The sequence below is a fragment of the Phaeobacter sp. CC-HEC084 genome (assembly GCF_059429255.1).
Window position 1 is genome coordinate 356,999 of sequence record NZ_JCAIJQ010000009.1, and the last position, 26,005, is coordinate 383,003.

A 26,005-nucleotide genomic window follows, 5' to 3' on the forward strand; every position below is an offset into this window, starting at 1 on the left:
ACGAAGAGGCTAGGAATGACCGCTGAACTCACCGCCCTCACACTTGCCGCCCTGCTGCAGGTTCTGCAATTCTTCGCCTATTCCATCACCGCCAACCGGCAGGTCGGCCCCAAGGTAGCAATGGGGCCGCGTGACACGCCGGTGCAACTGACCGGCACGGCAGGCCGCCTGCAACGGGCGCTGAACAATCACTTCGAAGGGCTGATCCTCTTCACCATCGCATGTGTGGTGGTGACCCTTGGCGGCCAGTCCACCCCCTTCACCGCCGCCTGCGGCTGGGTCTATGTGCTGAGCCGGGTTCTGTACGTGCCCGCCTATGCATTCGGCCTCACGCCCTGGCGGTCGGTCGTCTGGTCGGTCGGCTTCCTGGCCACCACCCTCATGCTGATCGCGGCGCTGATCTGATGCGCGGCGCTCCTCCTCATATTCCCGAATACGGGCCGCTGGCGATGCGTGACCATTGCCCCTGCCCTCTCCTTAGTTCCAACGAAAGGACCTCCCATGGCTTCCTATGACGTGATCATCATCGGCGCCGGCCCCGGCGGCTATGTCAGCGCCATCCGCTGCGCCCAGCTGGGTCTGAAGACCGCTATCGTCGAAGGGCGTGAAACCCTTGGCGGCACCTGCCTCAACGTGGGCTGTATCCCGTCCAAGGCGCTGCTGCACGCGACCCACTCCCTGCACGAGGCAGAGCACAACTTTGCCAAGATGGGTCTCAAGGGCAAATCGCCGTCCGTCGACTGGAACCAGATGAAGGCCTACAAGGACGATGTCATCGGCCAGAACACCGGCGGTGTCGAATTCCTGATGAAGAAGAACAAGATCGACTGGCTGAAAGGCTGGGCCTCGATCCCCGCTGCTGGTCAGGTCAAGGTCGGCGACGACGTGCACGAGGCCAAGAACATCGTGATCGCCTCCGGCTCGGTTCCCTCCTCCCTCCCCGGCGTCGAGGTCGACAACGACAAGGGCATCGTGGTGGACAGCACCGGCGCGCTGGAGTTGCCCAAGGTGCCGAAAAAGATGGTCGTCATCGGTGCGGGCGTCATCGGGCTGGAGCTTGGCTCGGTCTATGCCCGCCTTGGCTCGGAGGTGACCGTCGTCGAGTACATGGACGCGGTCTGCCCCGGCATGGACAAGGACGTGCAGCGCACCTTCAAACGGATCCTTGAAAAGCAGGGCCTCAACTTCATCATGGGCGCCGCCGTTCAGGGCGTCGAGACCACCAAGACCAAGGGCAAGGTGACTTACCAGCTGAAAAAAGGCGGCGATGCCGAGGTGCTGGACGCCGATGTGGTGCTCGTTGCAACCGGCCGCAAACCCTATGCTGAGGGGCTGGGCCTTGATGCGCTGGGGGTCAAACTGACCGAACGCGGCCAGATCGCGACCGATGCGAAATGGGCCACCAGCGTGCCGGGCATCTACGCCATCGGCGACGTAATCGAGGGCCCGATGCTGGCCCACAAGGCCGAGGACGAAGGCATGGCGGTGGCCGAGGTGATCGCGGGCAAGCATGGCCACGTGAACTATGGCGTGATCCCCGGTGTCGTCTACACCACCCCCGAGGTTGCCACCGTCGGCGCCACCGAGGACGCGCTCAAGGCCGAAGGCCGCAAGCTGAAGGTCGGCAAGTTCAACTTTATGGGCAATGGCCGCGCCAAGGCCGTGCACCAGGGCGAAGGCTTCGTCAAACTGATCGCGGACAAGGAAACCGACCGCATCCTGGGCGCTGCCATCATCGGCCCCGGCGCCGGTGATCTGATCCACGAGGTCTGCGTTGCGATGGAATTCGGCGCCTCTGCCGAGGATCTGGCCCTGACCTGCCACGCGCACCCGACCTACTCCGAAGCGGTGCGCGAAGCCGCACTCGCCTGCGGCGACGGCGCGATCCACGCCTGACATCAGGCATATGAGGGCAGCCTGCCCTTTGACCAAAAACAAACGCCCCCGCAACATGCTGCAGGGGCGTTTTCATTTAGCAGGCCGGTGCAGAATACGCAGGCCGCGCTGGCTCCTGCCCTCTCACCACATGGTCGCAGCCGCCCGTGCGCCCCAGGCATCATCATAGGGTTTGCCGCCTTCCTCGCCATTCGTCTGCTCGGCGAGGATCTCTCCCATGCTGGGCAGGCCTTCGCTTTGATCGCCTGCGGTCCAGGTTCCCGCCCGCATCAGGGCGCGGGCGCATTGGCTGTAGATCTCGTCGATGGCGATCACCAGCACCGTGGCGGGCTGCTTGCCGTTCCGGTCAAAGCGGGCGCGCAGGGCTTCATCGGCGGTGATCCGTGCCTGACCATTGAGACGCACCACGTTGTTTGAACCGGGCACGAAGAACATCAGCGATACCCGGGGATCGCGCACGATATTACGAAGCGAGTCGATCCGGTTGTTGCCGCGCCAATCAGGCAGCGCCAGGGTGCCGGGGTCCAGCTCCAGCACGCAGGGGCCATCGTCGCCGCGCGGGCTTGCATCGGTGCCTTCGGGACCGACGGTCGAGAGGACGCACAGCCGCGAGGCCATGATCCATTTGCGGTAAAGCGGCGTTATCCGCCGTGCCACTTTTCGTAAAGAAGGCGCTCCCGGTTCCCCGTAAAGCGCCTCCAGATCTTCAAGTGTTTCGATGTAATCCATCCGGTTCAAACCCCGCTTCGCGCATCAATGCATCGGATCGCTCTTCGACCCGTTCTTCCAATATCTTCATGAATTCCTGCCGCTCCAGCCCCGGTTCGATGGGGTCCAGGAACTCCACCACTGCAACGCCGGGGCGGCGCATGATCCCCTTGCGCGGCCATAACACACCAACGTTGGTGGCCACCGGCACGCAGGTCTGCTGCAGCTGTTCGTAGAGCACGCCGGTGCCGACCTTATACTCGGCCTTCACGCCTGGGGCCACGCGGGTGCCTTGCGAGTAGATCACCAACTGGCCCGCCTCCTGCCGCCCGGCATGCACATCGGCAACCATCTTCTGGATGGCGGCGCCGCGCTTGCCCCGATCCACCGCCACACAGTCCAAGAGCTTGGCGTATTGACCGATCACCGGGGTGCGCAGGATTTCCTTTTTCATGATGAACTTGGCCGTTGGCAGCGCGGTGAAGATCATCATGATATCAAGGAACGATTGATGCTTGGCCGCGATCAGCGCCTCACCCGATGGCGGGGTGCCGCGCACCTCGCAGCGGATGCCAACCATCCAGCGGGCGCTCCAGAACACCCAGCGCGAATAGGTCTTGCAACAGACGCGCGCACCGCGCTTGCTGAAGATCGCCCAGGGCGCAAAGGCAAGGCCAATCACCGGCATCATCAGGTAGATCTGGCCCACGAACAGCAGCGAGCGCAGCCATTGAATTGCATCCTTCACGTCAATTCTCCCAGACGTTTGTTGGCCGCGCGGGTCGTCGCCACATAGGCCACCAGCGCCCCCAGCACCGGAATGACCAGCGGCAGCAGCCAGCCCCAGCCCTGAAAGCCAAGCCCGGTCAGAAAGCCGCCCTCGTCCGAGGCGGCAGGCATCAGCCAGACACCCAACATGCCAAATCCCATCCCCACAACCGCGCCGCTGAAGGCCCGCAGGGTAAAGCGGCGGATAAAGGCCTGCGCGATATAGCTGTCCTGCGCGCCGACAAGGCGCAGCACTTCGATCACTTGGGCATTGGCCGCAAGCGCCGCATTGGCCGCAAGCGAGATCATCGCCCCCATGGCGCCACCGATCAGCAGGATCGACACCACCGCCAGACGCCGCAGCGATTGCGCCGCATCCACCAGCGGCGCCCGCCAGCGGGTGTGATCGTCCAGCACCGCACCGGGCACTTCGGCCTGCAGGCGCAGGCGCAGCCCGGTGGCATCATAGCCGGGATCATCCTCGATCACCTCGATCAGCTGCGGCACCGGTAGCGCATCAATCGGCACCGAGGCGCCGAACCAGGGCGCCAGCAGCGCCGCCTGTTCCTCGGGGGTAAAGGCGCGTGCCGAGGCCACGCCCGGCGTCTGCCGCAAAATGGTCAGGGCCGCCTCGGTCTGGGCGGCACGCTGTTCGGCGGGAGCATTGATGCGCAGGGTCGCGGCGCGGGCCAGTTCATCCGCCCAACGGTCCGCCAGCCGCCCCGAGGCCAGCGACAGCGCCAGCGCAAAGACCGCCAGAAACGCCATCGCGCCCGCGGCAAACAGGGTCAGCTGCGCCGTGAAGCCACTGGGGGGCACCACCCGGTCGGCCTGTGCATCGCCGCTGATCAGCGCCCGCAGGCGCCCGCCAAAGCCGTCCCTGCTCATAGATCCGCTCCCGCAAGATGCAGCTGTTTGTCGTAAATCCTCAGCACCCGGGCCTGAACCTGGTTCTTGGCCGCCCGGATCAGCGACAGATCATGGGTTGCCACAAGGATGGTCTTGCCCATGCGGTTCAGCTCGACCAGCAATTGCAGCAGCCGTTGCGACATTTCCCAATCGACGTTCCCAGTCGGCTCGTCGGCGATGATCACATCCGGCGACAGGATCACCGACCGCGCCAGCGCCGCACGCTGGCGTTCGCCGCCGGACAGCTCTGGCGGCAGCGCATCCGAGCGCTCCGCAAGCCCGACCCAGTTCAGCAATTCGCGCAGGTTCGCCTGCTCCTGCCCCAGATCCCGCCCCGAGACGGTTAGCGGAAGGGCGATATTCTCGATCACCGGCAGGTGGTCCAGAAACCGGCAATCCTGATGCACCACGCCGACCCTGCGGCGCAGAAAGGCCATCTGGTCCCGGTCCAGCCCTTTGACATCCATGTTGAAGACGCGCACCCGCCCCGAGGTCGGGGTCAGCGCTCCATAGCAAAGCTTCAGCAGGGTTGTCTTGCCGGTGCCCGAAGGACCAGTCAGGAAATGGAAGGATCCCGGCGCCAGCTGCATCGACAGATTGCTCAGCAGCTCTCCGCCGCCATAATTGTAGCCTACGTTGTCCAGCTCGATCACGGCGTCCCCCTGGTGCTGCTTGCTCGTTTTGCCCCAGAGCACCGCCAGTTTCAATGGCCCGCAGCCGTGCGGGCGCCGCCGGTCACGCCCGCGTGCGCGGCGCCCCGCGCAATTGCCCCTTCCTTGATGGCCCCGAACTCCCTATGGTCATTTGAAAATACCGCTGAATTGCACCCGGAAGACTCCGGGTCCAAGGAGACCGAGAATGCGCCTGACATGTCCGAATTGCGCTGCCCAGTACGAAGTGCCGGATGACGTTATCCCGGAAGAAGGACGCGATGTTCAGTGCTCCAGCTGCGGCACCACCTGGTTCCAGCCCGCTGCAGGCGCCAGCGCAGAGCCCCCTGTGGCCGAGGACGCAGCCCCAGAGCCTGAGGGCACACCAGAGGTATCCGAACAGGTCGCCAAAGAAGAAACCATCACATCAGAGGCCGCAGCCGAGGAAACACCTTCCCCAGAACACGCTACCCATGTTGAAGAAGAGCAGATACCCGAGGCGGCAGAGGATCTGACCACCTCCGAGGAGCTGCCAGCCGAGGAAGAGGACGAGCCGGAAGAGCCTGCCCCCGCCCCTGACATGGATGACGAAGCCGAACGCGCCGCGCGGCGGCAGCGGGGCCTGGACCCGGCGCTATCGGACATCCTGCGCGAAGAGGCGGAGCGCGAAGCCTCCCTCCGCGCGGCCTCTGCGCCTGCACAGGGGCTGGAGAGCCAGCCCAATCTGGGTCTGGATGATCTGCCCGAAAACGAACAGGCCCTGCGCGCCCGTCAGGCCAAGGACCGGATGGCCCGGATCAAGGGGCAGGACCCGCGTCAACTGGCAGCCGAAGCCAGCGGACAACGCCGGGGCGTGCTGCCGGATATCGAAGAGATCAACTCGACCCTGCGCGCCGGGGATGCCGCCGCCGTTCAGGCCGCTGCCGAGGACACGCCAGTGCCACGCAAAAGCGGCTTTGCACGCGGTTTTGCGCTCACCATCCTGCTCGCGCTGATCCTGATGATGATCTACACCAACGCCGCCAAGATCGCCGAGGCGGTACCGCAGGCCGATCCTTACCTCAGCAGCTATGTCACCTGGGTCGATCAGGCGCGGCTGTGGCTGGATGCGCAGGTCAAGGCGCTGCAAACACCGCAGCCCTGATCACCGCTTCTGGTCCAGCAGGCGCATTGATCAACTGCGTTTGAGACCGTCATTTCCTTAAAGAATGCCACGCATAGGGTCTCAATTCAGCCCTAGCCGCTTCAGAACCGGTCGAACAGCCGCTGCAGATAGTTGCGCTCTTCCTCGCTACGGCTGCGATCCTGCGACCGGCGACGGATTTCCTCCAACAGATCCCAGGCCCGGCCATGCGCCGAACCCCGGTCCGGAACCGCACCTCTGTCGCCATTGTCCATGCCGCTGGCGCGTCCCAGCGGATCCAGCCCCTCGGCCGAGCCATTGGGCTGGGCCTGTCCCTGCTGTCCCTGGTTCTGTCCCGGCTGCTGGCGCTGTGCCATGGCTTCGCCAAGCGAGCGCATGCCTTCGCGCAGGGCCTCCATCGCATCGGATTGCTGGTCGATGGCCTCGGCCAGATCGCCGTTCCGCAACGACTCTTCGGCACCCTCCATGGCGCGGCCTGCCCGATCCAGCGCATCGCGGGCATTGCGCCCTTCCTCGCCCCCAAAGGGCAGGCCGTCACGCTGACGTTCCAGCTCGTTCCGCAGGGCCTGCTGACGCTGGGCCAGATCGCCCGCGCTGGGATTGCCATCGGCACCAGAGCCACCCTGCCCCGGCTGGCTTTGCCCCGGATCGCCGCCGCCACCCTGCTGTTGCCCGGATTGTTCGCCGCCCTCGCCAGTGCCGCCGGTTCCATCGTGGCTCTGTCCACGGCCCTGACCGCCGTTGCGGCCCTCGTTGCCCTGACTCTGACCGCGCTGCGCGTCGCTGTTGAATTGTTCCTGCAAATCGCGGAAGGCCTGATCGGAAAGACCCTGCTGTTCGCGCAGGGTTTCTGCCAAACCTTCCATGGCCTGACGTCCCTGATCGCCGCCCTGCTGGCCCTGCTGGCCGCGGGTCATGCGCATGTTTTCCATCATCTGCTGGAATTCACGCAAGGCCTGCTCGGCCTCGGCCATGCGACCCTGCTCCATCAGTTCCTGAATGCGGTCCATCATCGCCTGCAGGTCGTCCTGGCTGAGCTGCATCATGTTCTCGGGCATCTCACCCGGTTCCATCATCTCGCCGTTCTGTTCGGCCTGCCGTTGCAGCTGGCGCAGGTAATCATCGGTTGCTTCGCGCAGCTCCTGCATCAGGCGGGCGATCTCCTGATCGCTGGCGCCTTCGCGCATGGCCTGGCTCAGCCGCTCCTGAGCGCGTTTCATCCGCTCCAGCGCGTCGCCCACATCGCCTTCCTCGAGCGCGATGGCCAGATCCCACAGCGCCGCTGCGATGTCTTCCTGCGCAGGGGATGTCAGTGCGCCTGCCGCCAGATGGCTTTCGAGCCGCCGCAGAATGCCGCGCAGGCGCAGATAGCTGCCCGCATCGCGGAAAACCCCATCGGGGCGATGCGACACCGCCCGCAGGATCTGCGCCACCCGCGGCGCATTGGCCCGCGCCCAAAGGATATCACGGCGCTGCTCTGCTACCGAGGCGGCCAGCGGATCAAAAAAGCGCCGCGCTGTCAGCGGCGCGCCAAATGGAGCCGCCGTGCCGCTCTGCCCCGCCGCGTCCTGCGCGGTGAAGGTATAAGTGACCGGCAAATTGGCCCAGGGATGCTGCGAGAAATCCTCGATCAGGCGTTCGGTAAAATCGCTGCGCCCGCCGGTGAGAGGCAGCGGCAGGTCCAGTACGATATCCTCGCGCGGGTCCGGGTCGATCTGCAGCCCGTGCCGCCGGTCCAGCGCCGCAAGGTCCAGAGAAATCCGCACGGTTCCGCCGACGACGCCGTAATCATCCTGCGCCGCGAAGGGTAGGTTCAGCGCGCCTTCGGGGCCTAGATCCGGCGCGCCCGCCACCGCAACTGCGGGCGGTGCATCCGGCGTCACCGTGACCTGCCAATCGCGCCCGCCCTGCCCGGCGATGGCCAGCTGACCTTCCTGACGGACCTCGAATTCCTGCTGCGGATCGGTCGCCGGGGGCAGTTCGCCAGTGCGGGCGGAAACGGTCTCATCCAGCGTCAATGCGCCGATCTCACCATAGAACCGCAGGGTGATCTGGCTGCCCTCGGGCAGGGTCAGCTCTCCGGCAGGCTGATCGTTGAGGTAAAGAACCGGCAGGCCCGTGTAACGCGGCGGTGCGATCCAGCCTTCCCAGGTCGGCCCGTTCATCGCTGAGGCCGCGCCCGGTGTCATGCCACTGAGGCTGCTGACCCGCCAGAACGAGCCGAAGACCAGCGCAACTACCAGCGCCAGCAGTGCCATATACCGCAGGGCAAAGGGATCCGCCGCTGCGATTTTCAGATTTGGAGAGGGCGCGCGGGCCTGCCGCGCCGCTGTCGCCATGCGCCGCTGATGCGCCTGCCATAGGGCCGCCGAGGCCGGGTCGGAAGCGCCAATCGCCTGACTGTCCAAGAGCGCGCTGACCGGCCGCCCCGGCAGGGTTGCGTCCAGCCGCGCCAGCGCCGACGCATGGCTTGGCCAGGAAAACCGTTTGATGCCCCAGATGAGCGCCAGCCCCAGCGCTAGCGCGCTGAGCACGGCACCAGACCAGACCAGTTCGACCGGTAATTCATCGTGCAGCCCCAGCATCACCGCCGCCAGCGCCAGCATCAGCACCGATGCCGCAGGCCAAAGGGCGCGCAGCAGCTGCTCCGCGATCATGCCCGCCCGCGTTAGGCGCAGGGGCCAGCGCAGCGGTTTCAGACGCGGGTCAGCCTTGGGGAATGCAGCGTCGGATGCGGCCATTTCGGCGATGCCTCTCTGCGCGGGTGCGGGCGCGGTTGCGGGGGTGCCCCGACCGCGAAAAATCCGCAGCCGCGATCAGAGCCATTCCGGAATGGTATCGCGGTTTATCATTTCGTCAAAGGTCGGACGTCGGCGAATAGCCGCGAATTGATCCCCATGCACCAGTACCTCGGGGATCAGAGGGCGCGAGTTGTATTCGCTCGACATCACCGCGCCATAGGCTCCGGCGCTGCGGAAGGCGATCAGATCCCCGGCAGCCAGCGGCGGCATATCGCGCTGCTTGGCAAAGGTATCGCCGGATTCGCAGACCGGCCCGACGATATCATAAGGCTGGCTCTCGACGCCCGGCTCCGGTTCGATCACCGGCACGATATCGTGATGCGCCTCGTACATGGCGGGGCGGATCAGATCGTTCATGGCTCCATCGATGATCAGGAAATCACGGCCCTCGCCGGATTTCACATAAATTACCTTGCTGACCATCAGCCCGGCATTGCCCGCGATCAGGCGACCCGGTTCGATCTCGATCTCGCAGCCGAGGTGGCCCAGCGTACGCTTGATCAGGGCGCCATACTCCACCGGCAGCGGCGGCGCCTCGTTCGAGCGGGTATAGGGAATGCCAAGCCCACCCCCCAGATCGAGGCGGCGGATGTCATGACCTTCGGCGCGCAAGGTCTCGGTCAGCTCCGCAACCTTCTGATAGGCGGCCTCGAACGGAGCCAGCTCGGTCAGTTGCGAGCCGATATGCACGTCGATCCCGATCACCTCCAGCCCCGGCAGGCTGGCGGCATGGGCGTAGACCTCGCTGGCGCGGGAAATCGGGATGCCGAATTTGTTCTCGGATTTTCCGGTGGCGATCTTGGCGTGGGTCTTCGCATCGACATCGGGGTTGATGCGGATGGTGATCGGCGCACGGGTGCCCAGTTCCAGCGCAACCGCGTTGATCACCTCCATCTCGGGCTCGGATTCCACGTTGAACTGGCGGATGCCACCGGACAGGGCGCAGCGGATTTCCTCGGCCGTTTTGCCAACGCCGGAAAAGACGATCTTGTCGCCCGGCACACCAGCCGCCTTGGCCCGCAGGTATTCGCCCTGACTGACCACATCCATGCCCGCGCCCGCCTGCGCCAGCGTCTGCAGGATGGCCTGGTTGCTGGCCGCCTTCATCGCAAAACAGACCAGATGCTCGGTGCCTTCCAGCGCCTCGTCGAACAGGCGGAAATGCCTGAGCAGCGTCGCGGTGGAATAGACATAGAACGGCGTGCCTACGGCGGCGGCGATTTCAGCCACCGGAACGTCCTCGGCGCAGAGCGCGCCATCGCGGTAAAGAAAATGATCCATGTCTTGGCGATTAGACCAAAAGAGGCCGCCGGATCAATGGAATTTGTCCTGCTACAGCGCTGTCCACTGCGCGTTTATCCCCGCAGCCCCGATGCGATCATGGTAAAGGCGGTCTCGCGCCGCAGGGTGGCGATCTTGGACCCCGCATCGAACAGGCTCAGATGCAGGAAAACCCCGTCCAGCATCGCGATCACCGCCCGCGCCAGCGCCATCGGATCGCAGTCGGCGCGGATTTCCTGCGCTTCGGCAAGGTCTGCGAAATGTTCTGCCCAGTGCCGGGCCAGCCAATCGAAAAACCCGTCGATGATCTCTACGGCACGGGAATCCTTGAACCCCGGTCCCAGCACTTCAAAGATCAGCGATGTCATATCACGCTGCGCCAGGATCACCGTCTGGCGCAGGCCATCCAGATAAAGCTCAAGCGTCTGCGGGGCGGGCAGCAGGGTGATCTGGCCCCTCAGCCCGTCGAAGTATTGCCCGATCAAGCTCAGGATGAGGTCATCCTTGCCGTCGCAATACAGATAGAGCGTGCCCTTGGCCACGCCTGCGGCCCTAGCAATATCGGTCATTTTGGTGGCCTGATAGCCCGTGCGCGCAAAACACATCATCGCCGCCTCGAGGATCTCAGCCCTCATTTTATCCTTGTCGACGATCTTCGGCATTGCCGTTCCTTTTGGGCCTGATTGCACGGAATGCATAGCGGGGTTGACCTATCCCGGCATATAAATGACTTGCGGGTCAGTCATGCGGCCCCTAGATAGCGCGCTATATCTGACCAATTGGTCAAAAATGGATTAGTGTCAATGAGTGAAAATCAGAAGATTGCATTTGTCGCCGGTGCAACTGGCCATCTGGGGCGCCATCTGGTGGCGCAACTGTCGGCCCGGGGCTACTCCGTGCGGGCACTGGTCCGGTCCGGCTCGGATACGTCCGGGTTTCCCCGAGGTGTTGAAATCGTCACCGCAGAGGCCACCGACCCGGCCAGCCTCAGCGGACTTATGGATGGGGTGGAACTCGTTGTCTCGGCCTTGGGGCTGACCCGGCAGACCGACCGTGTGACCTATCTGGATGTGGATTATCAGGCCAACCTCAACCTGCTGAAAGAGGCGGTGAACGCCGGGGTCGGTCAGTTTGCCTATGTGCATGTGCTGACCCGGGGCACCCCCACCTCTGATCTGGTGGCGGCCAAATCGCGGTTCGTCGGCGTGCTGCAAACCGCCCCGCTGCAGGCGTGCGTCATCCGCCCCAACGGGTTCTTTGCCGATATGGAAGAGATCCTGTCGATGGCGAAAAAGGGCCGGGTCTGGCTGATCGGTGACGGATCGGTGCGGATCAATCCGATTCATGCCCGCGATCTGTCCTGTGCCATTCTTGATGCCATCGAAGCCGGGGAGGCGGATGTGGAGATCGGCGGCCCCGAGGTGCTGAGCCTCGATCAGATCGCAGAACTGGCCTTTGACGCCCTCGGTAAACCCGCCCGGATCACCCACCTGCCGCTGTGGCTGGGCCATGCAACCCTATCAGTGATGAAACGTTGCACCCCGCGTCACGTCTGGGGGCCGTTCGAGTTTTTCCTGACCTCCTGCCAGCAGGACGCCATCGGACCGCAATATGGCAGCCGGTCGCTGGGCGATCACTATGCTGGGATTTGTTCAAATCGTGCCGGGACAAAGGTTTCGGCGTTCAGTTCCCGATAGAAACGCCAACCCGGGCGTACCCCGAAACTGTCACACCCGACCCGGGTGTCTGAGACGCAGAGCTACCGCTTGCGGTACCCGCAGTGCGTTCAGAGGCCGACGGCTCACATCCCGCCAAAGCGACCACGACCGGCAGCCAGAGGACGGCGCAGGCCGCGCGCGAAGGCATCAGAAGCCCAGAAGAAGGCTGAACGGTCCCTGCTGCACGCCAACGCTGCCCCCGGCATGGACACCGCTGGTAGAGACCCCAACCCCGGCATTCAGCGTGGGGCGCACCGGTTCTCCATCCACGCCGCAGGCCGCAAGCGTTATGGCTGCAACGAAAAGAACAACAAGAACGCGCATCGGAGAGAAGCCCTCGGCTCGGGTGGGTATTCATTCAATATGGGCGGGGCGCTGGCCAATCACAAGCGCCCCCGCCACAGGATCTCGGCGAATGGCTGCTTAGCCCGCCAGGATCTCTTTCCAGCGCTTCACCTGCGCGCGCACCTGCGCGGGCGCTGTGCCGCCATAGGACATGCGCGAGTTGACCGAGTTTTCGACTCCCAGAACGGTGAAGATATCCTCGGTGATGCCTTCGTGCACGCCCTGCATGTCCTCAAGACTGAGGTCAGGCAGATCGCAACCACGGCCCTCGGCCATCGCGACCAAGGCGCCGGTGACATGGTGGGCATCGCGGAAGGGCACCTTCAGAACCCGCACCATCCAGTCGGCCAGATCGGTGGCGGTGGAGAAACCCGAACCTGCGGCGGCAGCCAGCGACTCGCGGTTGCCAGTCATATCCTTGACCATGCCTTCCATCGCAGCCAGCGCCAGCATCCAGTTGTCGGCTGCATCAAAGACCTGCTCCTTGTCTTCCTGCATATCCTTGGAATAGGCCAGCGGCAGGCCCTTCATCACCATCATCAGCGCGGTATTGGCGCCGAAGATCCGGCCCACCTTGGCGCGGATCAGTTCGGCCGCATCCGGGTTCTTCTTCTGCGGCATGATCGAGGAGCCGGTGGAGAAGCGATCCGAAAGCGTCACGAAGCGGAACTGGGCCGAGGACCAGATCACCAGCTCTTCGGCAAAACGGCTGAGGTGCACGGCGCAGATCGATGCGGTGCTCAGGAACTCCAGCGCGAAATCGCGATCCGACACGGCATCGAGCGAGTTTGCCGCAGGACGGTCAAAGCCCAGCGCCGATGCGGTCATGTCACGGTCGATGGGGAAGGAGGTGCCAGCCAGCGCCGCCGCACCCAGGGGCGATTCGTTCATCCGGGCGCGGGCATCACGCACGCGGGACAGATCACGGCCGAACATTTCCACATAGGCCATCATGTGATGGCCCCAGGTTACCGGCTGCGCGGTCTGCAGGTGGGTAAAGCCGGGCATCACCCAGTCGGCGCCAGCCTCGGCCTGATCGACCAGCGCCTTGATCAGCGCCAGCAGGCCCTTTTCGGCAGCGTCGAACTGATCGCGCACCCAGAGTTTGAAATCGGTCGCCACCTGATCATTGCGCGACCGGCCGGTGTGCAGACGCCCGGCGGGCTCTCCGATCACCTCTTTCAGGCGCGCTTCGACGTTCATATGGATGTCTTCCAGCGCGGTAGAGAACTGGAAGCTGCCGCTTTCGATCTCTGACAAGACCGTGAGTAGCCCTTCCCGAATGGCCTCGGCGTCGTTATCCGTAATGACGCCTGTCGCGGCCAGCATGGCGGCATGGGCTCTTGAGCCTGCGATGTCCTGGGCTGCCATACGCTTGTCAAACCCGATTGAGGCATTAATTGCCTCCATGATCGCGTCAGGGCCAGCGGCAAAGCGGCCGCCCCACATCTGGTTTGAGGATTGATCTGTCATGGCTGAACCCCGGAGATAACATGCGTCTGTTTCGTCACCTCACCCTTTATATGGCCCTTGCCTTGGGTGCAAATGCCGCCTTCGCCGCAGATGTCGCGACGCTGGAGGCGCTGCGCGCCGACAGTCTGAAACGGCTGGTCGTCCATTCCGAGCCGCGCCCCGTCTCTGACGCGGAGTTCTTTCTGGAAAACGATGGCGGCACCGCCACGCTGACCGATTATCAGGGCAAGATCGTTCTGCTGAACTTCTGGGCGACCTGGTGTGCCCCCTGCCGCAAGGAAATGCCGCAAATCGCCGAGTTGCAGGAAGAGTTCGGCGGCGAGGACTTCGAGGTTCTGACCATCGCCACCGGGCGCAATTCCCCCGCCGGTATCGTCAAGTTCTTCGAGGAAAACGGCATCACCGGCCTGCCCCGCCACACCGATCCGAAACAGGCACTGGCCCGCAACATGGCAGTGATCGGCCTGCCCATTACCGTTCTGATCAACCGCGAAGGCGAAGAGGTTGCCCGCCTTCTGGGCGATGCGGAATGGAACAGCGACAGCGCCAAGGCGATCATCAAAGAGATGATTGCAACGCATTGATCTGCGCATCCCGCAACGGGTCCGGCCGCGCCCCGATCACGGCTTGACCTCACGCGACCTTTGACAGGCTCCTTCCCGGTCCGCCAATGTAGGGATCAGGGAGGAGCATATGCCACTAGAGATCCTGCTGATCATGGTTATCGGCGGCGTCAGCGCGGTCGCCGCGATCCTGCATCTGTCGGGCCGCTCGGCGCAGACGGTGCTGTCGGTCGAGGACGCCCGCGCCGAGTGGCATCGCCATTTCCCCGATGATGTGATCCACCAGGTGCTGATCGCCGAAAACGGCCACGCCGCGCTGGTTCAGACCGAAGGCGGAACCGGCCTTCTCTGGGCCTTTGGCGCCGACACCGTGGCGCGCCATCTTATTGATTTTGATGTCTTTGAAACCGGAACCGGCCTCAGGCTGGAGTTCCACGATTTTGGCACGCCGGGCGTCTCGCTCTCTCTTGCGCCGCACGAACGCGAAGACTGGCAACAGATGATGATCCCGTCCTGAAGGAACCCCGCCGATGAGCGATCCAATCTCTTACCCCGATGTGACCCAATACGCGGTGCCGTTTTTCATCGCGACGATCCTGGCCGAGTTCCTGTGGATCGCGATCAAAGGCCGGGGCGGGCGGTATGAAACCCGCGATGCGCTGACCTCGCTGATCATGGGGGCGGGCAGCGTCGCGGCAGGGATCCTGCTGGGTTTCATCGCCTGGGCGTTCTTCATGGTTCTGTGGCGGCTCACGCCGCTTGATATGGGGACGTCGATCTGGGCGGTGCTGGTCTGTTTCGTGCTGGATGATCTGCGCTATTACTGGGTGCACCGGTTCGGCCACCGGGTACGCTGGGTCTGGGCCAGCCATGTGAACCATCACTCCAGCCAGCATTACAACCTGACCACCGCGCTGCGGCAGACCTGGACCGGCACCTTCACCTTCATGATGGTGGTGCGCGCGCCGCTGGTGCTGCTGGGATTCCACCCGGCGCTGGTACTGTTCGTCGGTGGCCTCAACCTGATCTACCAGTTCTGGATCCACACCGAAGCGATTGGCAAGATGCCCCGCTGGTTCGAGGCGGTGATGAACACCCCTAGCCACCACCGCGCCCACCATGGCCGCAACCCGCGCTATCTGGACTGTAATTATGCCGGCGTCTTCATCATCTGGGACCGGGTGTTCGGCACCTTCGTTCCTGAACAGGAGAACGACCGCGTCGATTACGGCCTTGTCCACAACATCGGCACCTTCAATCCGCTACGGGTCGCCTTTCACGAATGGGTGGGGATTTTCCGTGACATGACCCAGCCCGGCCTGACCCTGAAACAAAGGCTGCTTTATGCGCTGGCGCCGCCCGGCTACAGCCACGATGGTAGCCGCGACACCAGCGAAACCATCAAGGCGAAATACCTGGCCCGCAACCCGGAGGACCGCGGCACGCCGGGATTTGAACAACCAGCCGACCCGACCTGACAGACCGGGCCGCGACATCAGATGCGACTTTTCCTAAAGTTTTAACTTTAATCCATGGTTCACCCTTTTGTCCGAGAGTGCAAAGCAACGCATAGTTTCCATGCACATGATCAGGCACAGGTATAGCCAGGGGGCAAAACAGTGAAACACAGTCGCTGGAAAAAAGCGGACCTGCCAGAAGGCTCAGAAAACCCACTGAACGCAGCGGTAGTATCCCGCGACCGGTCCACATTGGATATGGTTGCCGAGGCGGTGAAGCATGACCAGACGATGCTGGCCTTCCAGCCGGTCATGCAGGCCATGCCCCCGCATCAGACCGCCTTTTATGAGGGTTACATCCGGGTTCTGGATGCCACCGGCCGGGTGATTCCTGCCCGTGACTTCATGCATGTGGTCGAGGAAAAGGAAATCGGCCGAGCACTGGACTGTCTGGCGCTGCAGCACGGGCTGCGGGCGCTGATGAAATCGCCCCAGATCCGCCTGTCCGTGAACATGTCGGCGCGCTCCATCGGCTACGGCCGCTGGATGGACGTGCTGAACCGCTTCCTGAAGAAAGATTCCACCATTGGCGAACGTCTGGTTCTGGAAATCACCGAAGCCTCGGCCATGGCCGCGCCAGAGCTGGTCATCGACTTCATGGAGCGGCTGCAGAAACACGGCATCGCCTTTGCGCTGGATAACTTCGGGGCCGGCACCACGGCCATCGCTCACTTTCGCGAATTCTTCTTTGACGCGGTCAAGATCGACGGTCAGTTCATCCGCGGCATCAGCGGCAATCCGGACAATCAGGCCGTGACCTGCGCTCTGGTCGGCATTGCCAAGCAGTTCGACATGCTGGTGGTGGCCGAGTCGGTGGAATCCGAAGCCGATGCGCAATACCTTGTTTCCATCGGCGTCGACTGCATGCAGGGCTTCCTGTTCGGCGCCCCGACGGTCAGCCCGCCCTGGCTGGAGGAACTGAAGGAACGCAGCCGCGCCTGATCCGCTGCACTGCAGCGCTCGGAAATAGCCTCCTTGTTTCAGAGCCTTCTGTGCATCTGGCCGTATGACCCCCAAAAAAGAGCCACCGTCACCGGTGGTTTTTTGCGTTTATGCCGGTTGACTTCCCGTCAGCCGCTGGGACACCCTGTCGATTGCTGCAGGTGCAGCAATACGCTATGCCTGCCCCGGAGTACGGGAGGACGTGTTTGCCATCGCGGGGTTTTGATTTCACCACCGACCGCGCGGGTGCAACATCTCCGGAGTTAATTGATGGCAGAGGACCCATATCAATGACCAATGTTGTAATCGCATCCGCCGCACGGACCGCCGTCGGCAGTTTTGGCGGCTCGTTCGCCAATACGCCCGCCCATGATCTGGGTGCCGCTGTTCTGGAGGCCGTTGTTGCCCGCGCCGGCGTCGACAAAAGCGAGATCTCTGAAACCATTCTCGGTCAGGTTCTGACCGCCGCTCAGGGCCAGAACCCGGCCCGTCAGGCCCATATCAATGCCGGCTTGCCCATCGAAAGCGCCGCCTGGGGCATCAACCAGGTCTGCGGCTCCGGTCTGCGCGCCGTGGCCCTCGGCGCACAGCACATCCAGTTGGGCGATGCCGCCATCGTCTGCGCCGGCGGCCAGGAAAGCATGACCCTGTCGCCCCACGCCGCAAATCTGCGCGCCGGTCACAAGATGGGCGACATGAAGTATATCGACACCATGATCCGTGACGGTCTGTGGGATGCCTTCAACGGCTACCACATGGGCCAGACCGCTGAAAACGTCGCCGAACAGTGGCAGATCTCCCGCGATCAGCAGGACGAATTCGCCGTCGGCAGCCAGAACAAGGCCGAAGCCGCCCAGAAGGCGGGCAAGTTCGTTGATGAAATCACCCCCTTCACCGTGAAAACCCGCAAGGGCGACATCGTGGTGGACAGCGACGAATACATCCGTCACGGCGCCACCATCGAAGCCATGCAGAAACTGCGCCCCGCCTTCACCAAGGACGGATCGGTCACCGCTGCCAACGCCTCCGGGCTGAACGACGGTGCTGCGGCCACCCTGCTGATGAGCGCCGATGAAGCCGAGAAACGCGGTATCGAGCCGCTGGCCCGCATCGCCTCTTATGCCACCGCTGGCGTCGATCCCTCGATCATGGGCGTCGGCCCGATCCACGCCTCCCGCAAGGCGCTGGAGAAGGCAGGCTGGAGCGCCTCGGATCTGGATCTGGTTGAGGCCAACGAAGCCTTTGCCGCGCAGGCCTGCGCCGTGAACAAGGAAATGGGCTGGGATCCCAGCATCGTCAACGTCAACGGTGGCGCCATCGCCATCGGCCACCCCATCGGCGCCTCGGGCTGCCGGGTTCTGAACACGCTGCTGTTTGAAATGAAGCGGCGCGGTGCCAAGAAAGGCCTCGCCACGCTTTGCATCGGTGGCGGTATGGGCGTCGCCATGTGCGTGGAGCGCCCGTAACGTGGCCTCGTAACCGGACATATCTAAGGGCGCCATGCTGGCGCCCTTTTCTTTTAGGCTTCAAAGGTTTGTCAGGGGTGCGACAATTTATGCGGCGGCGCAGCAAAATCCGTTGCGCAATATTGTTGCTCAAACTAACCTCTGCATGTAGCAAGATTACCAAGTAAATGAATCACTGGAGGACAACTCAATGGCACGAACTGCACTCGTCACAGGCGGCTCCCGCGGCATCGGCGCAGCAATTTCCAAGGCTCTGAAGGCCGAAGGCTATGACGTCGCAGCCACCTATGCCGGCAATGACGAAGCCGCGGCCAAATTCACCGAGGAAACCGGCATCAAGACCTACAAGTGGAACGTGGGCGACTACGAGGAAAGCAAGGCCGGTATCGAAAAGGTCGAAGCCGATCTGGGTCCCATTGACGTCGTGGTGGCAAACGCTGGGATCACCCGCGATGCCCCCTTCCACAAGATGACGCCCGAGCAGTGGCACCAGGTGATCGACACCAACCTGACCGGCGTCTTCAACACCATTCACCCGATCTGGCCCGGCATGCGCGAGCGCAAGTTCGGCCGTATCATCGTGATCTCCTCGATCAACGGTCAGAAAGGTCAGTTCGCTCAGGTAAACTATGCTGCCACCAAGGCAGGCGATCTGGGCATCGTCAAATCCCTGGCGCAGGAAGGCGCCCGCGCAGGCATCACCGCCAACGCGATCTGCCCCGGCTATATCGCCACTGAAATGGTGATGGCCGTGCCGGAAAAGGTGCGTGATTCGATCATCGCACAGATCCCGACCGGCCGCCTGGGCGAGCCCGAGGAAATCGCCCGCTGCGTGACCTTCCTGGCCTCTGACGACGCAGGCTTCATCAACGGGTCGACCATTTCCGCCAACGGCGGTCAGTTCTTCGTCTGATCCGAGTGCGCAATGGTAAAAACAACAAGGGCCGGTCCTGATGGACCGGCCCTTTTTCAATCCCGTAAGGACATGTGCACTATGCCCAGCGGGAAACCCTTGTGCTGACCAGCGAAGGCTTGCCACGGCGGAACAGGCGCGCCCAGAAGGATTTCAGCACCTTGCCGCGTTCTTCATGTGCACGCTGCATGGCCAGTTTGATATCGGCGTTGACTGTATATTCCATCTCGCAAACCTCCGTTTCGGATCAGCATCATTAACCTGACACCAATATGATTGCGGGTGAAAAAACTTACAAACGAGACTTTTCAGTCATTCAGTTAAGTATTACTTATGTGACTATGCCAGAACGCCTGCCCCCCCTGACCGCTCTGCGCGCTTTTGATGCCGCCGCCCGCCACATGTCCTTTGCCAAGGCGGCAGAGGAGCTGAACGTGACCCCGGCGGCGCTGTCTTTTCAGATCAAATCGCTCGAGGAGCACCTCGGCGCGCAGCTGTTCCGTCGGCTCAACCGTGCGGTGGAGCTGACCGAGGCCGGACGCACGCTGGCCCCAGGCGCCGCCGAGGGTTTCGAGATTCTTGGCGATGCCTGGCGCGCCACCCGGCGGCTGCAGGACAACAGCACACTGACGGTGACCGCTGGCCCCGGCTTTACCGCCAAATGGCTGGCGCCGCGTCTTTATGAATTCGCCCGCGCCCATCCCGAAATCGACCTGCGCTTTTCCGCGACGCTCAGACAGATGGATTTCCAGCGCGACGAGGTAGATGTGGCAATCCGGTTTGGCGTCGGCCCGGACGAGGGCCTTTGGTCCCTGCCCCTGCGCAAGGAATGGATGACACCGGTGATGACGCCGGAACTGGCAGAGAAATACAAAACCCCCGAAAGCCTGACCGAGGCGCCGCTTCTGTTCGACGAATCCCTGAACTTCCTGCAGCCGCCCTGCGACTGGCCAGCATGGTTCGCCGCTGTCGGAATCGATTTTGCCCCCACGCATGGCGCGCATTTCTCGCAGGCCGACCATGCGGTGGATGCCGCCCTGACCGGGGCGGGCGTCGTGCTTGGCCGCCGCGCCATGGTGGTGACCGATCTGCACGCCGGGCGTCTGGTGGCCCCTTTCGCGACTGCGATTGAAACCGAAGGACGGTTTCGCTTTGTCTGCGCCAAGGGCACCGAGGATCGCCCCCAGATCAAGGCGTTCCGCGACTGGTTCATGGGTGAGATCGACAAGACATCCTATGTGTCTGAGCGGTTCGATATCATCCCGGTCACCGATATCGCCCACCCCTGAATGCAACATTCCTGACCACTCGCACGCGGTTCGCCCGGACAGCCCCTTTCAAAAGCAAAAGGGCCACCAGATCTGGCAGCCCAATTTCATCAGACATATCGTGGGCGCGCCGCCCGTGCCGGTTTTGCTCCGGTTTGCGGCTGCGCCCGAGTTGCTCGCGCGTCAGTGCGCCAGTTCGCTTGCGGACAATCGCTCAATCTCTTCCTTGAGCTTCAGTTTCTGCTTTTTCATGGCAGCGACTTCCAGACCGTCGGTACTGGGTGCACGTTGGGCCTGTTCGACTTCCATGCTGAGGTGCTCGTGCTTCTTCTTCAGTTCCGTGAGATGCGAGCTGAGGCTCATGCCGTTCCTCCTTTTTGAGCAAAATACGCCCTGCGTCAGCAGGACACCTCAAGTGGAGCATAAGAAAATGCTTCTGTCACGCTGCAGGCGCACAGTTTTGTCATCAATTTGTTGCATCGGCTGAAGACTGCCAAAAACCGCCGCTCGGCCTTGCAATAAAGGCGCAAAGCCACGGTAAAACGACTATGTAACGCTTGAAAGACGCAAGGGTCCTACCCATATGAGCATCCGGTCAGACAGGCGCCGGCGACGCTCTGATGGCAGTCCCCGATACCACGTCACCGCCTTGGCGATCGACTCGCCGCGATAGAGGATTGGCTGCTCAGGCGGGCCGCTTTTCCCCGGGCCAGGGCAGGGCCGCACCCTGCCGCAGCACATCGGCCACCTCTTCCTGATAGCTTTCGCCGTCCCGCTCGTGCCGCGCGCCCTTGTGCAGGATCAGCGGCGCGTGCAGCCGGAACTCCGCCCGCCCCTCCTTGCGCGCGCGCAGGATCACCAGCTCTGCCGCCCGCCCCTGTCGCGGCGCCAGCGGCAGCACCTCCAGCGACCCCAGCCTCCCGGCACAGGCCACCAGCATATCCGGCAACCGGTCCGCGCGCTGGATCATGTGCAGGTATCCACGCGGCGCCAGCCGTTTGGCGGCAACGGCGATCCAGTCCTGCAGCGGTGTCTCTTCTCCGAGGGCAACCCGCCGCCCGGCATCCTGCGCCGGGCTGTGCCCCCCTGCCCGGTAGTAGGGCGGATTGGCAATCACATGGGCGAACTGCGTCTGGCGCAAAGACACCGGCAGCTGCGCCAGATCCGCCTTGATCACATCGACATCCTGCCCGTTCAGCGCGCCGTTGCGCCGCGCCAGGTCGGCATAGGCGGCCTGCAACTCCACGCCCGTAAGGCGCAGCCCCGGCACCCGTGCCGCAAGACACAGCAGCGCCTGCCCCGCACCGCAGCCGAGCTCCAGCACATGCTCCCCCGCCCGCGCCGGAACAGCGGCCGCCAACAACACAGGATCAACCCCGGCACGGTAGCCTTTGACGGGCTGATACAGCCGCACCCGGCCGCCCAGGAACTCGTTACAGGTCAGATCCGCGTCGGCAAAATTGCTCATTGGCCCAGCGGGATGTCATTGTCGCGCATCACCCGCAAAGCCGGGTCATAATCATCCGGATGCACCATTAAACGGCGCGGGAAAATTCCGATGCCGCCCTCGAGGATGCTCATATTTACGTCCAACTGAAAGCAGTCTATATCCTCTCCCTCAAGAAGGGCTGAGGCAAAGGCCAGGACGGTTGGATCGGTGCTGCGCAGAAGTTCCTTCATGGGGATGGATCTAAGAGCAAGGGCAATACCTTGTCGAGCCTGAAAGCCGGGAAAGCAATGGACCAAGTCATGACGCAAAAGCCGCATGAAATGCTGGCAGCCACCCTCAGCGACGAGATGGCGGCGGTAAACACGCTGATCCGCACGCGGATGGCCTCCGAGCACGCGCCCCGGATCCCCGAGGTAACCGCCCATCTGGTCGAGGCTGGCGGCAAGCGCCTGCGCCCGATGCTGACCCTGGCGGCGGCGCGCATGTGTGGCTACGAGGGCGACAATCACGTCAAACTGGCGGCCACAGTGGAGTTCATCCACACCGCTACCCTGCTGCACGACGATGTGGTCGACGAAAGCGGCCAGCGCCGCGGCCGTCCCACCGCCAACCTCTTGTGGGACAACAAAAGCTCGGTTCTGGTCGGCGATTACCTCTTTGCCCGCAGCTTCCAGTTGATGGTGGAAACCGGCTCTTTGCGGGTGCTGGACATCCTCGCCAATGCTGCCGCCACCATCGCCGAGGGCGAGGTGCTGCAGATGACCGCAGCAACCGACCTCAAAACCGACGAAGCGATCTACCTGCAGGTGGTGCGCGGCAAGACGGCAGCGCTGTTCTCCGCCGCAACCGAGGTCGGTGGCGTCATCGCCGGGGTGGAGGAAGCGCAGATCAAGGCGCTGTTCGATTACGGTGATGCCCTGGGCATCGCTTTCCAGATCGCCGATGACCTTCTGGATTATCAGGGCGACAGCAAGGCAACTGGCAAGAACGTCGGCGACGATTTCCGCGAACGCAAGCTGACCCTGCCGGTGATCAAGGCAGTGGCGCAGGCCACCGATGAGGAACGCGCCTTCTGGACCCGCACCATCGAAAAGGGCCGCCAGGAAGAGGGCGATCTCGACCACGCTCTGGCGCTGATGGGCAAGTACAAGACGCTGGAGGCCACCCGCGACGACGCCATGGCCTGGGCCGAAAAGGCCAAGACCGCGCTGCAAAGCCTGCCGGAGCACCCGATCCGCCAGATGCTGCATGATCTCGCCGATTACGTGGTGGCACGGCTGCACTAACCGCCGGAGCAACCCGCCAAAGCGGGCATGTCAGCCCCTTTCTTCCAAAGTCCGGGTCAAGGGAGGCGTCAGCCTCCGCGCCTCGCGCGGCTTGCCCTTGAGGCGGGTTTTGGAACTCCACACTCGATGTGGCGCCTGCAGCGCAGACCTGCGCTTCAGGCGCCTCTCAGCAGATCTGGAAAACGGCGCGCCGCAGGCGCGCTGCCGGGCCCAAGGCTGTTTGCTGCATCTTTGATGCGGCGATACAGGCGCGGGAGGCCCCCCGCACCTAGAGCAAGCGCCCCGAAGCCACCCACCAGTCAGGGTGTTTCGCACGAATATCCTCTGCCGTGCTTTGCGCCTGCCCCTCGTCAGGTTCGAACAGCGCAAAACAGGTGGCGCCAGAGCCGGACATGGCCGAAAACAACGCCCCCGAGGCACGCAGCGCGTCCAGAACCTCTCCGATCACCGGCGCAGCGGCCACGGCTGGGGCCTGCAGATCGTTACGCTGCCGCGCCAGCCATGCCGACAGCTCCAGCGCATCGCCCCAGCCCGGCAGGTCCTGCGGCATGGCCGGATTCTCGCGCGAGGCCAACCCGCGGAACACCACCGGGGTCGAGACCGCCACACCAGGATTCACCAGCAGGATATCGCAGGACGGCAAGGGTGGCAGCGGCGTCAGGTCCTCGCCAATCCCGGCCATGCGCCAGGCTCCCGGCGCCATGCAGACGGGCACATCTGCGCCGAGGCTTAACAAATCCGCTTCGCCGGGCAGCTCCACATCCCAAAGCTGCGCCAACGCCCGCAGCGTTGCCGCCGCATCCGAAGAGCCGCCACCAATGCCAGCCGCTGCAGGCAGGTGTTTTTCCAGCGTAATCTCGGCGCCCTGCCCGGCAGGTTTCAAAACCTCTGCCGCCCGCAACACAAGGTTGGAACCGTCCGTGGGCACGCCAGCCGCCCGTGGCCCAGTCACATGCAGGGACAGATCCTCAGCCGGGCGCACCCGCACCTGATCCCCGACATCGCAAAACGCCACCAGCGAATCCAGCAGGTGATAACCATCGGCGCGCTGGCCGGTCACATGCAGGGTCAGGTTGATCTTGGCCGGGGCGAAAGCCTCAACCGCCATTGGCAACCTTCAGGGGATCCGCGCCTTCTTCTTCCAGCACCACATCCAGACCGACCTCGATCTTACGGCGGATCCGTTCGGGATCGGCTTCACCATCGCCTTCGCCAGAGTGGATGAAGGACAGCGCTCGTTTCCACTGGAATTCGGCCTCGCGCTGGCGGCCCACGGCCCAGAAGACATCGCCAAGATGGTCATTCACCACCGGATCCACCGGCATCAGCTCCACCGCGCGCTCCATATGGCCCACCGCCTCGCTATACCGGCCCAGGCGATACAGCACCCAGCCCAGCGAATCGACGATATAGCCCGACTCGGGACGTGCCGCGACGGCACGCTCGATCATGTCGAGCGCCTCATCCAGGTTCTTCTGCTTTTCCACCAGCGAGTAGCCAAGGTAATTCAGCACCTGCGGACGGTTCGGCTCCAGCGCCAGAGAGGCACGGAAATCGGCCTCGGCCTCGGCCCAGTTATCCAGCCTTTCGTGGCAGATGCCGCGGGCATAATAAAGGAACCAGCGGCTCGGTGATTGCTCGGGCGTGTAGGTCAGCGCCTTGTCATAGGCGGTCACGGCGCCAGTGTAGTCTTCCTGCTGTCGCAGCAGGTCGCCCAGGCTGACCTGAACCTGTGGCAGTTCAGGATAGATCTCTGCCAGTTGCGCCAATACCTCGGCTGCGGCGTCCGGTTTGGCCGAGCGGCGCAGCGCCTCGGCGCGGCCCATTTCAGCGGCATAATAATCGGGATGGCTGCGCGGCACCTGTTTATAGGTGGCGATCGACAGCGGGAAGCGGCCCAGCTTGTCCAAGAGCTCCGCGCTTAGCAGAACCGCATCGACGTGATCCGGGTTCAGGACCGAGGCCATGCGGGCATACATCAGCACATAGTCATCCGCCTGCTGCCCATTCAGCGCCGATCCCATGGTGAAAAAGACTTCGGCGATCCCTTCGACCGGGCCGGGCGCCATGGCAAAGCCAAGCGCCTCGCCTGCCTCAAGTCGGCCCCGCAAATCCGCAAGCGCCGGATCAAAGCCGCTGCTGAAAGCCCCGCTCAGCACCTCAAGCGCCTTTTCGTTCTGCCCTAGCTGCGACAGGATCTGCATCCGCGCCAGAACCGATTGGCGCGACAGGCGGGTCAGCTTGCCATCCTCGGCGGCGAACATCGCCTCTGCGCCCTCGTAGTCCCCGACCGAGGCCAGCGCCAGCGCCTGATGAAACTGCGCGTAGGGGCGCAGGTTCTGGTCTTCGGCAAGGGCTTCGAAACTCTGCATCGCGGCGGAGACAGCCCCTTCGCCCATATGCGCCCAGGCTGTCAGCAACCCATCCACCAGCGGGTGAATATCGCGGATCGCCAGATCCCGCGCCAGAATGTCGACAAAGGCGCCGCGGCGGGCGAAATCGCCCACCATGACCATATTCGTCGCCTGGCTGCGCAGCTCCATCTCCCACAGGCGCTGTGCCACCGGCAGTGCGCGATCCAGATCGCCCTGCGCCAGCTGGGCAAAGACCACATTTTCCATCAACACGGGGTTCTTCGGATCGCGGACCAGAGCGCGGGTGTAATATTCGGCAGCTGCCGAGAAATCACTCTCATAGGTGGCGGCACGACCAGCGAGGTAAGCCCCCGCCAATCCGTTGGCTGCAGCTGGCGCCGCAAGGCCCAGCGTGGATGTGACCGAAACAGACAGCGCAACCAGCGCCGCGGATGACAGGTTGCGAAGATTTTGAACCGGCACCGGGACCTCCCCCAAGGGTATGTATTCGTGATTGTGAAAAAGGGTAATCCGGGCGCTGACAACACGCAAT

27 protein-coding genes are annotated in these 26,005 nt (G+C 63.3%); 12 read left to right on the forward strand and 15 right to left on the reverse strand.

Features of this window, described 5'->3' with window-relative positions; genetic code table 11:
- The first annotated feature begins 15 nt into the window (after positions 1 to 15).
- Together AC5SSZ_RS18900 and lpdA are read left to right on the forward strand one after the other, a co-directional pair.
- Positions 16 to 405: an MAPEG family protein gene (locus tag AC5SSZ_RS18900; protein ID WP_495439396.1), complete on the forward strand. Its 390-nt coding sequence runs from the start codon at positions 16 to 18 to the stop codon at positions 403 to 405.
- A 96-nt stretch (positions 406 to 501) separates the two neighbouring features.
- The gene (lpdA, locus tag AC5SSZ_RS18905; protein WP_495439398.1) at positions 502 to 1,896 is read left to right on the forward strand and encodes a dihydrolipoyl dehydrogenase; all 1,395 of its coding nucleotides are present in this window, start codon (positions 502 to 504) and stop codon (positions 1,894 to 1,896) included.
- A 123-nt stretch (positions 1,897 to 2,019) separates the two neighbouring features.
- Here lpdA and AC5SSZ_RS18910 read toward each other — a convergent pair whose 3' ends face one another.
- The 4 genes from AC5SSZ_RS18910 to AC5SSZ_RS18925 are packed head-to-tail and all read right to left on the reverse strand — an operon-like array spanning position 2,020 to position 4,934.
- Positions 2,020 to 2,625, reverse strand: coding sequence for a pyridoxamine 5'-phosphate oxidase family protein (locus AC5SSZ_RS18910; protein ID WP_495439401.1), 606 nt, complete (start codon positions 2,623 to 2,625; stop codon positions 2,020 to 2,022).
- Complete coding sequence (locus tag AC5SSZ_RS18915; protein WP_065272500.1) at positions 2,603 to 3,352, reverse strand: lysophospholipid acyltransferase family protein; 750 nt, start codon at positions 3,350 to 3,352, stop codon at positions 2,603 to 2,605. The genes AC5SSZ_RS18910 and AC5SSZ_RS18915 overlap by 23 nt, the downstream gene beginning before the upstream one ends.
- Positions 3,349 to 4,260, reverse strand: a complete 912-nt coding sequence (locus AC5SSZ_RS18920; RefSeq protein WP_274831423.1) for a cell division protein FtsX — start codon at positions 4,258 to 4,260, stop codon at positions 3,349 to 3,351. Before AC5SSZ_RS18920 ends, AC5SSZ_RS18915 begins: the two co-directional genes overlap by 4 nt.
- Positions 4,257 to 4,934 (reverse strand): cell division ATP-binding protein FtsE, encoded by a 678-nt coding sequence (locus tag AC5SSZ_RS18925; protein ID WP_065273706.1) that lies wholly within the window; start codon positions 4,932 to 4,934, stop codon positions 4,257 to 4,259. Before AC5SSZ_RS18925 ends, AC5SSZ_RS18920 begins: the two co-directional genes overlap by 4 nt.
- 205 nt (positions 4,935 to 5,139) lie before the next feature.
- Between AC5SSZ_RS18925 and AC5SSZ_RS18930 the strand changes: the two genes are divergently transcribed.
- On the forward strand, positions 5,140 to 6,075 hold the full coding sequence (locus tag AC5SSZ_RS18930) for a zinc-ribbon domain-containing protein (protein WP_495439405.1): 936 nt from the start codon (positions 5,140 to 5,142) through the stop codon (positions 6,073 to 6,075).
- 101 nt (positions 6,076 to 6,176) lie between these two features.
- Here the strand turns inward: AC5SSZ_RS18930 and AC5SSZ_RS18935 are convergent, their stop codons facing one another.
- The 3 genes from AC5SSZ_RS18935 to AC5SSZ_RS18945 all read right to left on the reverse strand — a co-directional run bounded on the left by AC5SSZ_RS18935 (position 6,177) and on the right by AC5SSZ_RS18945 (position 10,819).
- A complete protein-coding gene (locus tag AC5SSZ_RS18935; protein ID WP_495439407.1) occupies positions 6,177 to 8,816 on the reverse strand; it encodes a TIGR02302 family protein in 2,640 nt (879 codons plus the stop codon).
- A gap of 75 nt (positions 8,817 to 8,891) precedes the next feature.
- A complete protein-coding gene (gene lysA / locus AC5SSZ_RS18940) occupies positions 8,892 to 10,157 on the reverse strand; it encodes a diaminopimelate decarboxylase (protein WP_495439409.1) in 1,266 nt (421 codons plus the stop codon).
- Between the two features lie 74 nt (positions 10,158 to 10,231).
- Positions 10,232 to 10,819 carry a TetR/AcrR family transcriptional regulator gene (locus AC5SSZ_RS18945; RefSeq protein WP_495439411.1) on the reverse strand — a complete coding sequence of 196 codons (588 nt, stop codon included), beginning with the start codon at positions 10,817 to 10,819 and terminating at the stop codon, positions 10,232 to 10,234.
- 141 nt (positions 10,820 to 10,960) lie between these two features.
- Between AC5SSZ_RS18945 and AC5SSZ_RS18950 the strand changes: the two genes are divergently transcribed.
- Complete coding sequence (locus tag AC5SSZ_RS18950; protein WP_495439413.1) at positions 10,961 to 11,854, forward strand: SDR family oxidoreductase; 894 nt, start codon at positions 10,961 to 10,963, stop codon at positions 11,852 to 11,854.
- Positions 11,855 to 12,022: 168 nt separating this feature from the next.
- On the opposite strand, the gene AC5SSZ_RS18955 is transcribed toward AC5SSZ_RS18950, so the two are convergent.
- A complete protein-coding gene (locus AC5SSZ_RS18955) occupies positions 12,023 to 12,199 on the reverse strand; it encodes a hypothetical protein (protein WP_495439414.1) in 177 nt (58 codons plus the stop codon).
- Between the two features lie 99 nt (positions 12,200 to 12,298).
- On the reverse strand, positions 12,299 to 13,693 hold the full coding sequence (gene argH / locus AC5SSZ_RS18960) for an argininosuccinate lyase (protein ID WP_274827589.1): 1,395 nt from the start codon (positions 13,691 to 13,693) through the stop codon (positions 12,299 to 12,301).
- Positions 13,694 to 13,713: 20 nt separating this feature from the next.
- On the opposite strand from argH, the gene AC5SSZ_RS18965 reads away from it, so the two are divergent.
- The 6 genes from AC5SSZ_RS18965 (at position 13,714) to phbB (ending at position 19,094) form a co-directional block, all read left to right on the forward strand.
- Entirely contained in the window at positions 13,714 to 14,277 is a 564-nt protein-coding gene (locus AC5SSZ_RS18965; RefSeq protein ID WP_197492318.1) for a TlpA disulfide reductase family protein, read from the forward strand.
- A 109-nt stretch (positions 14,278 to 14,386) separates the two neighbouring features.
- Positions 14,387 to 14,773: a hypothetical protein gene (locus tag AC5SSZ_RS18970; protein ID WP_274834630.1), complete on the forward strand. Its 387-nt coding sequence runs from the start codon at positions 14,387 to 14,389 to the stop codon at positions 14,771 to 14,773.
- A gap of 13 nt (positions 14,774 to 14,786) precedes the next feature.
- Positions 14,787 to 15,734 carry a sterol desaturase family protein gene (locus AC5SSZ_RS18975; protein ID WP_495439417.1) on the forward strand — a complete coding sequence of 316 codons (948 nt, stop codon included), beginning with the start codon at positions 14,787 to 14,789 and terminating at the stop codon, positions 15,732 to 15,734.
- 141 nt (positions 15,735 to 15,875) lie between these two features.
- Positions 15,876 to 16,715 (forward strand): EAL domain-containing protein, encoded by an 840-nt coding sequence (locus tag AC5SSZ_RS18980; RefSeq protein ID WP_065272490.1) that lies wholly within the window; start codon positions 15,876 to 15,878, stop codon positions 16,713 to 16,715.
- A gap of 290 nt (positions 16,716 to 17,005) precedes the next feature.
- A complete protein-coding gene (locus tag AC5SSZ_RS18985; RefSeq protein ID WP_065272489.1) occupies positions 17,006 to 18,181 on the forward strand; it encodes an acetyl-CoA C-acetyltransferase in 1,176 nt (391 codons plus the stop codon).
- Between the two features lie 190 nt (positions 18,182 to 18,371).
- Positions 18,372 to 19,094, forward strand: coding sequence for an acetoacetyl-CoA reductase (gene phbB / locus AC5SSZ_RS18990; RefSeq protein ID WP_274827588.1), 723 nt, complete (start codon positions 18,372 to 18,374; stop codon positions 19,092 to 19,094).
- 79 nt (positions 19,095 to 19,173) lie between these two features.
- On the opposite strand, the gene AC5SSZ_RS18995 is transcribed toward phbB, so the two are convergent.
- Entirely contained in the window at positions 19,174 to 19,320 is a 147-nt protein-coding gene (locus AC5SSZ_RS18995) for a hypothetical protein (RefSeq protein ID WP_495439419.1), read from the reverse strand.
- A 115-nt stretch (positions 19,321 to 19,435) separates the two neighbouring features.
- Between AC5SSZ_RS18995 and AC5SSZ_RS19000 the strand changes: the two genes are divergently transcribed.
- On the forward strand, positions 19,436 to 20,383 hold the full coding sequence (locus tag AC5SSZ_RS19000) for a transcriptional regulator GcvA (RefSeq protein ID WP_495440331.1): 948 nt from the start codon (positions 19,436 to 19,438) through the stop codon (positions 20,381 to 20,383).
- 162 nt (positions 20,384 to 20,545) lie between these two features.
- Here AC5SSZ_RS19000 and AC5SSZ_RS19005 read toward each other — a convergent pair whose 3' ends face one another.
- The 3 genes from AC5SSZ_RS19005 to AC5SSZ_RS19015 all read right to left on the reverse strand — a co-directional run bounded on the left by AC5SSZ_RS19005 (position 20,546) and on the right by AC5SSZ_RS19015 (position 22,042).
- Positions 20,546 to 20,725: a YdcH family protein gene (locus AC5SSZ_RS19005; protein WP_065272486.1), complete on the reverse strand. Its 180-nt coding sequence runs from the start codon at positions 20,723 to 20,725 to the stop codon at positions 20,546 to 20,548.
- A 322-nt stretch (positions 20,726 to 21,047) separates the two neighbouring features.
- Positions 21,048 to 21,830 carry a tRNA1(Val) (adenine(37)-N6)-methyltransferase gene (locus tag AC5SSZ_RS19010; protein WP_495439421.1) on the reverse strand — a complete coding sequence of 261 codons (783 nt, stop codon included), beginning with the start codon at positions 21,828 to 21,830 and terminating at the stop codon, positions 21,048 to 21,050.
- Positions 21,827 to 22,042 carry a putative signal transducing protein gene (locus tag AC5SSZ_RS19015; protein WP_065272484.1) on the reverse strand — a complete coding sequence of 72 codons (216 nt, stop codon included), beginning with the start codon at positions 22,040 to 22,042 and terminating at the stop codon, positions 21,827 to 21,829. Before AC5SSZ_RS19015 ends, AC5SSZ_RS19010 begins: the two co-directional genes overlap by 4 nt.
- Before the next feature lie 57 nt (positions 22,043 to 22,099).
- On the opposite strand from AC5SSZ_RS19015, the gene AC5SSZ_RS19020 reads away from it, so the two are divergent.
- The gene (locus tag AC5SSZ_RS19020; RefSeq protein ID WP_274834634.1) at positions 22,100 to 23,098 is read left to right on the forward strand and encodes a polyprenyl synthetase family protein; all 999 of its coding nucleotides are present in this window, start codon (positions 22,100 to 22,102) and stop codon (positions 23,096 to 23,098) included.
- Between the two features lie 268 nt (positions 23,099 to 23,366).
- Here AC5SSZ_RS19020 and AC5SSZ_RS19025 read toward each other — a convergent pair whose 3' ends face one another.
- On the reverse strand, positions 23,367 to 24,206 hold the full coding sequence (locus AC5SSZ_RS19025; protein ID WP_495439424.1) for a 4-(cytidine 5'-diphospho)-2-C-methyl-D-erythritol kinase: 840 nt from the start codon (positions 24,204 to 24,206) through the stop codon (positions 23,367 to 23,369).
- The gene (locus AC5SSZ_RS19030; protein WP_495439425.1) at positions 24,196 to 25,935 is read right to left on the reverse strand and encodes a tetratricopeptide repeat protein; all 1,740 of its coding nucleotides are present in this window, start codon (positions 25,933 to 25,935) and stop codon (positions 24,196 to 24,198) included. Before AC5SSZ_RS19030 ends, AC5SSZ_RS19025 begins: the two co-directional genes overlap by 11 nt.
- Positions 25,936 to 26,005 lie beyond the last annotated feature (70 nt).